The sequence below is a fragment of the Flavobacterium sp. genome, assembly GCF_031363805.1.
Classification (GTDB): Bacteria; Bacteroidota; Bacteroidia; order Flavobacteriales; family Flavobacteriaceae; genus Flavobacterium.
Map to the genome: position 1 here is coordinate 1 of NZ_JANLVD010000192.1, position 11428 is coordinate 11428.

8 protein-coding genes are annotated in these 11428 nt (G+C 32.7%); 6 read left to right on the plus strand and 2 right to left on the minus strand.

Annotated elements, in window-relative coordinates; genetic code table 11:
• The coding region (locus RMN92_RS10385) for an Hsp70 family protein (protein ID WP_309609379.1) at positions 1-752 on the minus strand (752 nt) is incomplete at its 3' end.
• A 165-nt stretch (positions 753-917) separates the two neighbouring features.
• The gene (glmM, locus tag RMN92_RS10390; protein WP_309609380.1) at positions 918-2336 is read right to left on the minus strand and encodes a phosphoglucosamine mutase; all 1419 of its coding nucleotides are present in this window, start codon (positions 2334-2336) and stop codon (positions 918-920) included.
• Between the two features lie 117 nt (positions 2337-2453).
• Here glmM and RMN92_RS10395 point away from each other — a divergent pair, with 117 nt between their 5' ends.
• The 6 genes from RMN92_RS10395 to RMN92_RS10420 all read left to right on the plus strand — a co-directional run.
• A complete protein-coding gene (locus RMN92_RS10395) occupies positions 2454-3041 on the plus strand; it encodes an acyl carrier protein phosphodiesterase (RefSeq protein WP_309609381.1) in 588 nt (195 codons plus the stop codon).
• Positions 3042-3205: 164 nt separating this feature from the next.
• Positions 3206-3991: an outer membrane lipoprotein-sorting protein gene (locus RMN92_RS10400; RefSeq protein ID WP_309609382.1), complete on the plus strand. Its 786-nt coding sequence runs from the start codon at positions 3206-3208 to the stop codon at positions 3989-3991.
• A gap of 58 nt (positions 3992-4049) precedes the next feature.
• Positions 4050-7130 carry a VPS10 domain-containing protein gene (locus RMN92_RS10405; RefSeq protein ID WP_309609383.1) on the plus strand — a complete coding sequence of 1027 codons (3081 nt, stop codon included), beginning with the start codon at positions 4050-4052 and terminating at the stop codon, positions 7128-7130.
• A 192-nt stretch (positions 7131-7322) separates the two neighbouring features.
• Positions 7323-10154 (plus strand): excinuclease ABC subunit UvrA, encoded by a 2832-nt coding sequence (uvrA, locus tag RMN92_RS10410; protein ID WP_309609384.1) that lies wholly within the window; start codon positions 7323-7325, stop codon positions 10152-10154.
• A gap of 4 nt (positions 10155-10158) precedes the next feature.
• Positions 10159-10617 carry a RhuM family protein gene (locus RMN92_RS10415; RefSeq protein ID WP_309609385.1) on the plus strand — a complete coding sequence of 153 codons (459 nt, stop codon included), beginning with the start codon at positions 10159-10161 and terminating at the stop codon, positions 10615-10617.
• A gap of 212 nt (positions 10618-10829) precedes the next feature.
• Positions 10830-11428, plus strand: a 599-nt coding sequence (locus RMN92_RS10420; protein WP_309609386.1) for a TIGR00730 family Rossman fold protein, incomplete at its 3' end; no start/stop codon positions are given.

The following is an 11428-nucleotide window of genomic DNA, read 5'->3' on the forward strand; positions in this document are numbered from 1 at the left end:
ATTGGAACCAAACGCAAATCAATACCTTCTTCAGTTTTGAATTCATCTGCCAACCAGTCAATAATAGTTTGGTCAAAATCATCACCACCCAAGTGTGTATCTCCGTTTGTTGACAATACTTCGAAAACTCCATCTCCTAATTCAAGGATAGAAATATCAAAAGTTCCTCCACCTAAATCGTAAACTGCGATTTTTTGATCCACACCTTTTTTATCCAATCCGTAAGCCAAAGCCGCAGCAGTAGGCTCATTTATAATTCTCATTACTTTAAGACCAGCAATTTCACCAGCTTCTTTTGTAGCTTGACGTTGTGCATCGTTAAAATAAGCAGGAACAGTAATAACTGCTTCTGTAACTGTTTGACCTAAATAGTCTTCAGCTGTTTTTTTCATTTTTTGAAGTGTCATAGCTGACAATTCTTGTGGTGTGTACAAACGACCATCGATATCAACTCTTGGTGTATTGTTGTCCCCTTTTACAACTGAATAAGGTACTCTTTTCGCTTCACCAGTAGTTTCTGTAAAAGTGTGTCCCATAAAACGTTTGATAGAACCAATCGTTTTAGTTGGGTTGGTCACAGCTTGTCTTTTTGCTGGATCACCCACTTTAATTTCGCCACCTTCTACAAATGCAATGATAGATGGTGTTGTTCTTTTCCCTTCAGAATTAGGAATTACTACTGCTTCTTGACCTTCCATTACAGAAACGCAAGAGTTTGTTGTTCCTAAATCAATTCCAATTATTTTACCCATTTTTATTATATTTAATTATTGTGTAATTCGTTTTTATAAGCTCCATTTGAAATAGTCAAGTTTTATGCCAATACAAATATTACTATTAAATTGGCAGTGTCACACTATTAGTCACATCAATAAATATGACAAATTGGCATTTTACAATAGATTTAATTCTCAAAATTATATTCCAGCCACCCTTCTTATTTCATCAATAATTCTTGAAGCCAACACATCTGCTTCCTTTTGTGTAGGAGCTTCTGTGTAAATTCTAATAATAGGTTCTGTATTTGATTTTCGCAAATGCACCCAATTTTCTGCAAAATCAATTTTAACACCATCAATAGTTGATAGTGAACTTGTTGAACTATCATTTTTATATTTTTCTGTCATCTCAACCAAAATATTATCAACATTAATTTGTGGTGTTAATTCTATTTTATTTTTGCTCATATAATATTCTGGATATGAAGCACGCAAAGCTGAAACTGATATTTTTTTATTTGCCAAAAGTGTTAAGAATAAAGCTACTCCTACCAAACTATCTCTACCATAATGCAATTCTGGATAAATAATGCCACCATTGCCTTCGCCTCCAATAATGGCATTGTTTTTTTTCATCAATTCAACTACATTTACTTCGCCCACAGCACTGGCTTGATAGTTTCCTTTATGCATATTTGTTACATCGCGCAAAGCACGAGACGATGACATATTGGAAACCGTATTTCCTGGAGTTATACCTAAAACAAAATCGGCACAAGCCACCAAAGTATATTCTTCGCCAAACATTTCGCCATCTTCACAAACAAAAGCCAAACGATCCACGTCTGGATCAACTACAATACCCAAATGTGCTTTTTCTTTAACAACCAACTCAGAAATATCAGTTAAATGCTCTTTTAAAGGTTCTGGATTGTGCGGAAAATGACCAGTGGGTTCACAATATAATTTTACCACTTCAACGCCCATTAATTCTAATAATTTTGGGATAATAATGCCGCCCGAAGAATTTACACCATCAACGACTACCTTAAATTTAGCAGCTTTTACTGCTTCAATATCTACCAATGGTAAATTTAAAACTTCATCGATGTGAATATCCATGTAGGCATCGTTGAAAGTAATTTCTCCTAAGTTATCCACATCCGAGAAATCAAAAGATTCAGATTCGGCAATTTCTAGAATTTTTTCTCCATTTTCACCATTTAAAAATTCGCCTTTTTCGTTCAATAATTTTAGCGCATTCCATTGTTTCGGATTGTGTGAAGCAGTCAAAATTATTCCACCATCAGCTTTTTCGAGCGGAACTGCAACTTCAACTGTTGGTGTGGTGGACAATCCCAAATCGATAACATCTATTCCGAGTCCAATTAAAGTATTGACTACCAGATTATGAATCATAGGTCCAGAAATTCTAGCATCTCTTCCCACAACAACTTTGCATTTTTTTAACTCTTGACTCTTGGCTCTTGATTCTTGGCTTTTTAACCAAGTTCCATAAGCCGAAGCAAACTTTACAGCATCAACAGGTGTTAGATTATCTCCTACTTTTCCACCAATTGTGCCACGAATTCCTGATATAGATTTTATTAAAGTCATTCTTAATTATTTTGAATTTTAAATTATAAATTTTTAATTATTCACAAATATAATAATTGACATTTTAAAAACATTTAAAATTTGAAATTCATCGTTTAAAATTTATAAATTAGTCGAATGAATTTTCTAACACACATCTACCTTTCTGGCAACAATGATTTAATAAAAATCGGCAATTTTATGGCAGATGGTATTCGGGGCAACGATTACTTAAAATTTCCAAATCAAGTAATAAAAGGAATTTTATTGCACCGTCAAATTGATACATTTACAGATGCACATCCTATTTATAGAAAAAGTAAACACAGACTTCATAAAAAATATGGTCATTATTCTGGTGTAATTATGGATATTTTATACGACCATTTTTTAGCTAAAAACTGGGAAAATTATTCTAATGAAAAACTAGAAAAATATGTTTCTGATTTTTATAAATCTCTAGAGGAAAATAAAAATATCATTTCAGAAAAAACAAAATCAATTATGCCCTATATGATTGCTCAAAATTGGCTAGTCAGTTATGCAACAATAGATGGAATTGAAAAAATTTTGTTTCAAATGGATTATAGAACCAAACACAGAGCCAATATGCAAGAAGCTATCATTGAACTGAAAGAGTTTTATATGGAATTTGAACAAGAATTTACTTTATTTTTTGAAGAACTCATTATATTTTCAAATCAAAAATTATTAAACTTGTCATAGTATTAAAAATTTTGGAAGAATACATACGCTAGAAGTATTTAAATTTTAACATTAAAAATGAAAATTTACTTAATAAAACTAGTATATATCTTATAAAAAATAAATAAATTTGTAACAAATGAAATATATAATCGTCAAACGATAATAATTAAAAAATCAAAACTATGAAATCTTCAAATTACAAAGTTCAAAAATCCAATTTCCAAATCTTTAGCAAGGTGGCAAAATTATCAATGTTTGCATTGGTTTTATCAATGTTAAGTCTTACAGCCAAAGCTCAAACTGCAGACGAAATTATCAACAAATTTGTAACAACAACTGGTGGTGCCGAAAAATGGAAAGCATTGAAAGGTGTTAAAATGGAAATGACTACTAACCAAGGAGGAATGGAAATTCCAGTTGAAGTAGTGCAACTACCAGGTGGAAAAATGTATGTGAAAATTAATTTGCAAGGAAAAGAAATCACGCAAATGGCATATGACGGTACTAGTATGTGGACTACCAATTTTATGACAATGAAAGCAGAAAAAAGTGATGCAGAAGCCACTTCAAATATGAAATTAAATGACCAAGACTTTCCTGAAGCATTATTAGACTACAAATCAAAAGGTTATAGTGCCGAATACATTGGAAAAGAAACCAAAGAAGGAGCTGAATGTTACAAAATAAAATTCACAAAAAAACCAACCATGGTTGCTGGTGTAAAAACTGATGATGTTAGTTTCTACTACTTTGAAACAGAAAACAATTTAGTTATTGCATCTGAAACTGAAATCAAAGAAGGGCCAATGAAAGGTCAAAAATCGACTTCGACCATGAGCGATTATCAAGAAGTAGATGGTTTGTTTTTCCCATTTTCAATTTCACAATTTGGGCAGCCTTTAAAAGTTAAAAAAATAACTTTAAATCCAGTTGTAGACGCAAAAACTTTTGCATTTCCAGCACAATAAATAATATTAATTTAAAAATCCTCGACTTAAGTTGGGGATTTTTTTTACAATTATATACATGAAAAATAATAAAATTATAGCTTCAATAGTCTTTTTATTTGCCATTCAAAATACTTTTGCTCAAGAAAAAATAGTTTTAAAAGGCAAAGAATTATTTGGTGATTTGAAAGCCAGACATATTGGTCCTGCATTAATGAGTGGTCGTATGACCGATATTGAATTGCATCCTACAAACAACAAAATCATATATGCTGGTGCAGCTGGTGGCGGTGTATGGAAAAGTGGAGACGGTGGCGCTAGCTTCACTCCTATTTTCGATGAACAAATTCAATCCATTGGTTGCATCGCCGTTGATCCATCAAAACCAGATCAAAATATTTGGGTTGGAACTGGCGAAACATGGACAAGAAATAGCGTCTCTGTTGGAGATGGAATATACAAATCTACAGATGGAGGACAAAACTGGAAAAATATGGGTTTGCCTAAATCCGATAGGATTTCTTCAATAGTAATTGATCCAAAAAATAGCAATAACGTTTGGGTTGGCGTTCTCGGTGCACTTTGGGGAGACAGCGATGAACGTGGTATTTACAAAACTACCGATGGTGGAACTACATGGACAAAAACTTTTTATGTAGATAATAAAACTGGCTGTTCAGATTTAATTTTGGATAAAAATAATAGCAATATTATGTATGCCAGCTTTTGGGAATTCAGGCGTTCTGGCTGGTCATTTAGCTCTGGAGGTACTCAATCTGGATTGTACAAATCAACCGATGCTGGGAAAACTTGGAATAAAATTCAAAAAGGATTTCCTGCTGGAAAATTGGGTCGAATTGCAATAACCATTGCGCCATCAAATTCAAATATTTTGTATTCAGTATTAGAAACAGAAAAAGCTGAATTGAATGGTTTGTATCGTTCTGATGACGCTGGTGCGAATTGGAAACACTTAAATAGTGATTTTGGATTGGTTGTTCGCCCATTTTATTTCTCCCGAATTACGGTCGATCCAAAAAATCCAGATATTGTTGTTAAAGCTGGATTAAACGGTTCAATAAGTCGCGATGGCGGAAAAACTTTCAAAAGTTTAGGAAATATGCATTCCGATATTCACGATATTGTTTTTGATGCAAATGACTCAAATAGAATGTTTTGTGCTACAGATGGTGGTATTTATCGTTCTTGGGATGGCGCAAGTACTATGGAAATGGTGAGTAATATACCAACATCCCAATTTTATTATGTAAGTATCGATGATAAATCACCATATAATGTTTATGGAGGTTTGCAAGACAACGGTTCTTGGTATGGTCCTTCAAAATCACCTGGTGGAGTTGAGTCAAGAGATTGGACAAGAATTGGTTATGGAGATGGTTTTAGAGTAGTAAAGCATCCTTCAAAAAATATAATTTATAGCGAAATGCAAGGTGCAGAAAATGTTTGGCGATTTAATACTGATACTCAAGAACTTGTTACTATTCAGCCACTTGCTGTAAAAGGTGAAGCAAAATTACGTTTTAACTGGAATGCGCCAATGGAAGTTAGTAAAAAACAAACCGATCGTTTTTATATGGGAAGTCAATTTGTACACAAATCCGAAGATATGGGACTTTCTTGGACAAAAATTTCTCCAGATTTAACAACAAATGATCCAATTAAACAAAATCAAGAAAATTCTGGTGGATTATCTAAAGACAATTCCGGTGCCGAAAAACATTGTAGTATTTTCACAATTGCAGAATCACCTGTAAACGAAAAGGTAATTTGGGCAGGAACGGATGATGGAAATATTCAAGTAACACAAGATGCTGGAAAAACATGGACAAATGTTATTGCCAATATTGCTGGATTGCCAAAAAACACCTGGTGTTATCATATAGAAGCAAGTGTATTTGGTGCAGGAACCGCTTATGCAGTTTTTGAAGGTCATACCAAAAACGATTACAATGCTTATACTTATAAAACAACCGATTTTGGAAAAACTTGGAAATCAATCATCACAGCCGATGTAGATGGTTTTGTGAAAAATATTCAAGAAGATTTTGTGAATGAAAATTTACTGTTCCTAGGAACCGAAAAAGGTTTGTACATTACAATAGATGGTGGTGCCAATTGGTCACATTTTACCAATAAAATGCCAAATGTTGCTGTTTATTTTATGGAATTAAACAAAAAAACCAACGATTTAGTTATGGCGACGCACGGTCGAGGAATTATTATTCTAGATGACATTTCTCCTTTGCGACAAATAAATCAAGAAGTTTTGAATAAAGATTTGCACTTTTTCGATTTGAAACCCGCTGTAATTGAGGAACAATCTAACTTTGGTACTACAGCAACAGAACTAGAATTTGTTGGAGACAATCCAACTTCAAATGCTCAAATTATTTATTATTTGAAAAAACGTCATACTTTGGGTAAAATGGATATGGAAATTCAAGATGAAAATGGTAAAAAAATCGTTTCATTAATTCCAGGAAAACAAAAAGGAATCAACGTAGTCAATTGGGGTTATAATATGAAAAATCCTAAAACAGCAGTTGGAAAAACAATGGATTATTCAGGCTTTACAGCGCCAAGAGTCCAAGAAGGCAATTATAAAGCGGTTATAACCAAAGGCAAAGAAACTTTCACACAATCTTTTAAAGTAGTAAATGATCCAAAAAGTGCCATTTCAGTTTCAGATAGATTAAAGCAAAAAGCAACAACAAGAACTCTATTTAATTTAAATGAAGAATTGGCGTACACCGTTTATCAAATTGATGAAACCATAAAAGTTTTAGATTTATTGATTGAAAAAAATAAAGGTTTTTCTAAAGATGGTTTGAAAATAAAATCTGCTTATGAAACTTTAAAAGGTAAATTGGTTATCACTACTGGCGATAATTATGTAGGTGGTGCAGAAAAAGAATTACGCGAAAAATTAGGTGAATTATATTCTAATGTTGCATCCAATTTTACAGCTCCTTCAGCATCGCAACTAGAAAATATGGAAGTCATTAAAGAGCGTTTTGATAATTCAATGAAAGAATTCAAAACATTAAAGGCAAAAAATGAAACTTCAATTCAGAAACAAGTTGTTTTATCTGGAATCCCATTTGTTTTAAAAACTTTTGCAGAATTTACAGCAGATTAGTAACATTTTTTTAAGATCTAAAACGCCGACAATCAATCGGCGTTTTTTTTTATTTAAATTTGAAGATATTTGAAAGTTTCATAATTCAATCGAAAATCTACAATTATTTGGTGGAATATTACAAGAAATTTTGACAAATCAGATAATTAAAAATCTCATTCAAAATCGTACCTTTGTTTTTTTTAAAAAACAATGTTAGAAAACGATAATACTATAGAAGTTATTGGAGCTCGTGTCCATAATTTAAAAAATATTGATATTTCAATTCCTCGCGAAAAGTTGGTGGTTATAACTGGTCTTTCGGGTTCAGGAAAATCATCTTTGGCTTTCGATACTATTTATGCCGAAGGTCAACGCCGGTATATTGAAACTTTTTCGGCATACGCCAGACAGTTTCTTGGAGGATTGGAACGTCCAGATGTGGATAAAATAGATGGATTATCCCCAGTTATTGCTATTGAACAAAAAACAACTAGCAAATCTCCGCGATCCACAGTTGGAACCATTACAGAAATTTATGATTTCCTACGTCTATTATTTGCTCGAGCCAGCGATGCATACAGTTACAACACAGGAGAAAAAATGGTTTCCTATTCCGATGAACAAATCAAAGATTTAATTATCAAAGATTTTTCAGGAAAAAAAATCAATATTTTAGCACCTATTATTCGAGCTAGAAAAGGACATTATGCCGAACTTTTTCAACAAATTGCCAAGCAAGGGTTTTTGAAAGTGCGCATCAATGGAGATGTAAAAGATATTACTGCTGGAATGAAACTCGATCGATATAAAACTCATGATATTGAGACTGTTATTGATAGAATTGTTGTTGATACTACTGATGAGGTTCAGAAAAGAATTTCCGAAAGTATAAATACAGCTATGCATTACGGTGAAAATGTGTTGATGGTTCTTGATCAAGATAGTAATGAAGCAAGGTTTTTCAGTAGAAATTTAATGTGTCCAACAACAGGAATTTCATACCAAAATCCAGAACCCAATCTATTTTCATTTAATTCTCCAAAAGGTGCTTGCCCAAACTGTAATGGGTTGGGAACAATTAATGAAATCAATATCAAAAAAATAATTCCTAATCCAAAATTATCAATAAAAGCAGGCGGTTTTGAACCATTGGGAGAATATAAAACCACTTGGATTTTCAAACAATTGGAAATTATTGGCGAAAAATTTGGTTTTAAAATGACCGATGCTATTGAGACCATTTCCGAAGAAGCAATGGAAATTATTTTGAATGGCGGCAAAGAAAAATTTTCTGTTACCTCAAAAACTGCGGGTGTTACCAAAGAATATAAAATTGAATTTGAAGGCATTTCGCATTTTATTAAATCGCAACACGACGATTCTGGTTCTTCTACTTTAAAACGATGGGCAAAAGAATTCATGGATGAAGTTGATTGTCCAGTTTGTGAAGGTTCTCGTCTTAAAAAAGAATCTTTATATTTTAAAATAAATGAACAAAATATTGCTGATTTGTCTAATCTAGATATTTCTGATTTGACTGCTTGGTTTCATGATCTAGAAAATCATTTATCAGACAAACAAAAGCGTATTGCAACCGAAGTTATCAAAGAAATAAAAGACCGGTTAAACTTTTTAATGAATGTTGGATTGGAATATTTGGCCATCAGTCGAAGTTCGAAATCACTTTCTGGAGGAGAAGCACAACGCATCAGGTTGGCAACACAAATTGGTTCTCAATTGGTCGGTGTTTTATATATTTTGGATGAACCAAGTATTGGTTTGCACCAACGAGACAATGAAAAATTAATTCATTCGCTCGAACAATTACGAGATATTGGAAACTCAATCATAGTGGTTGAACACGACAAAGACATGATAGAACGTGCCGATTATATTATAGATATTGGTCCTAAAGCAGGAAAATATGGTGGTGAAATTATTAGCAAAGGAACACCGGAAGAAATATTGAAATCAAATACCATTACAGCGAAATATTTAAATGGTGAAATGAAAATTGAAGTTCCAAAATCACGTCGAAAAGGAAATGGTAAATTTTTGAAATTGACTGGCGCGACGGGAAACAATTTAAAAAATGTTTCTATTGAGTTACCTTTGGGTCAGCTCATTTGTGTTACAGGCGTTTCTGGTTCAGGAAAATCGACATTAATTAATGAGACGCTCTACCCTATTTTGAATGCCTTTTATTTTAATGGTGTCAAGAAACCAAAGCCCTATAAAAAAATTGAAGGTTTAGAACATATTGACAAAGTAATTGATATTGACCAAAGCCCAATTGGAAGAACACCACGCTCCAATCCAGCAACTTACACTGAAGTTTTTACCGAAATTCGAAATCTATTTACGATGACTTCCGAAAGTATGATTCGTGGTTACAAAGCTGGACGTTTTAGTTTTAATGTAAAAGGTGGACGATGCGAAACTTGTGAAGGATCAGGAGTTAGAACTATTGAAATGAGTTTCTTGCCCGATGTTTATGTAGAATGCGAAACTTGCCAAGGGAAACGTTTTAATCGAGAAACTTTGGAAATTAGATTTAAAGGAAAATCAATTTCCGACATATTAAATATGACCATTGACGAAGCGGTTCCATTTTTTGAATTGATTCCAAAAATTTATAGAAAAGTAAAAACTTTACAAGATGTTGGTTTAGGCTACATTACTCTAGGTCAACAAAGTACAACACTTTCAGGTGGCGAAGCGCAACGTATTAAACTGGCTGGTGAATTAGCAAAAAAAGATACTGGAAATACGTTTTATATTTTGGATGAACCCACTACAGGATTACATTTTGAAGATATTCGGGTTTTGATGGATGTAATCAATAAATTGGTGGACAAAGGAAATAGCATCTTGATTATTGAACATAATATGGATGTGATTAAATTGGCAGATTATATTATTGATATTGGTCCAGAAGGCGGAAAAGGTGGTGGAAATTTAGTTGCCAAAGGAACTCCAGAAGAAGTGGCCAAAAATAAAAAAAGCTACACTGCACAGTTTTTAAAAAATGAGTTAGTTTAGCAATATGAGTAAAATAGAAATTTATCAAGCCAAAAATGGTCAAACTACTATTGATGTTACGTTTGATAATGAAACTATTTGGTTGACTCAAAAGCAAATGGCAATATTATTTGATAGAAATAGAGTTGCCATAACACAACATGTTGGTAATATATTTAAAGAAAATGAATTAGAAATTGATTCAGTATGTAAGGATTTCTTACTGACTGGAAATGATGGGAAAGTATATAATACAAAATGTTACAATCTAGACGTGATAATATCAGTAGGATATAGGGTAAAATCGATACAAGGAACCCAGTTCAGACAATGGGCAACCCAACGATTAAAAGAACATTTGGTAAACGGTTACTCAATAAATCAAAAAAGGTTAGAACAACTTCAGAAAACAATTGAGATTATTCAAAATACTGGCAATGATGAAAATTTAAAACTTGATAAAAAGTTACAATTGCTTTACTAATTATTTAAATGATAAAGAAATTTTAATAAAATTAATAATTAATCTAAAAAAAAAATAATAAAGTGTTAGTTTAGGGAACAAATTTCTAGCCCTGATAGAAGTGAAAATCCTGTTATTGCGATGGCGAAAAATAATGATGAGATTGCTTCGTTCCTCGCAATGACAGATTGCAACGAATAGCAGGATTAGCTCCAAAAAATAAAACAAAAAATATGAAATTAAAAGATTTTGATAACGACGAAGACAAAGTAATTCAAGACAAATTAAAGCAAAAACCATGGAATGAAATTCGTACCAACGATTCTTGGGCGATTTTTAAAATTATGTCCGAATTTGTAAATGGCTACGAAAGCATGGCAAGAATTGGTCCATGTGTTTCTATTTTTGGATCGGCAAGAACTAAACCAGAAGATAAGTATTATAAATTGGCAGAAAACATTGCCTATAAAATTTGTAAAGCTGGTTACGGAGTTATTACAGGTGGTGGACCAGGTATTATGGAAGCTGGAAATAAAGGTGCGCATCGAGGTGAAGGAACTTCTGTTGGACTAAACATAGTGTTGCCTTTTGAACAACATTACAACCCATATATTGATAAAGATAAAAATTTAAATTTTGATTATTTCTTTGTTCGTAAGGTTATGTTTGTCAAGTATTCTCAAGGTTTTGTAGTCATGCCTGGAGGTTTTGGAACACTGGATGAATTGTTTGAAGCAATTACTTTAATTCAAACAAAAAAAATTGGAAAATTTCCCATAATCTTAGTTGGAACAACTTTCTGGTCTGGATTAATGGATTGGGTTCAGGCTGT